Origin of the sequence: Stenotrophomonas maltophilia group sp. RNC7 (genome assembly GCF_030910085.1) — a bacterium.
Taxonomy (GTDB): Bacteria; Pseudomonadota; Gammaproteobacteria; order Xanthomonadales; family Xanthomonadaceae; genus Stenotrophomonas; species Stenotrophomonas sepilia.
In genome coordinates, this window is the sequence record NZ_JAVFVN010000388.1 from 1 (window position 1) to 339 (window position 339).

Sequence of the window (339 nt, forward strand, 5' to 3'; positions counted from 1 at the left end):
TCAAGAAATCCACTCTCGCCCTCGCCGCCGCGGTCGCGTTCCATTCAGCGCCGGGATTTGCGGCGGGCACCAGCGGCTCCGGCACCATCACCTTTTCGGCGACGGTCATCGAAGGGCCTTGCTCCATCTCCGCCGCCGACAGCAACATGACGATCGACCTGGGTCAGGTCTCCCAGCGCATGCTGAATGGCCCCGGGAAATTCTCCGACTCGGTGCCCGTCGTCATCCACCTGACGGGCTGCTCGTTCGACGAGGATACGGGGACCACCCCCAACCCGAACGGCAAGTTGTCCAAGGTGGCGGTCCAGTTCCTCGGCACCTTCACGAACACCTCGCTGG

At 64.6% G+C, this 339-nt stretch carries 1 protein-coding gene; it reads left to right on the forward strand.

Annotated features, from left to right (window positions below; all coding sequences use genetic code 11):
• Positions 1 to 146 precede the first annotated feature (146 nt).
• A partial coding sequence (locus tag RCF13_RS06715) for a hypothetical protein (RefSeq protein ID WP_308140984.1) occupies positions 147 to 339 on the forward strand: 193 nt, incomplete at its 3' end.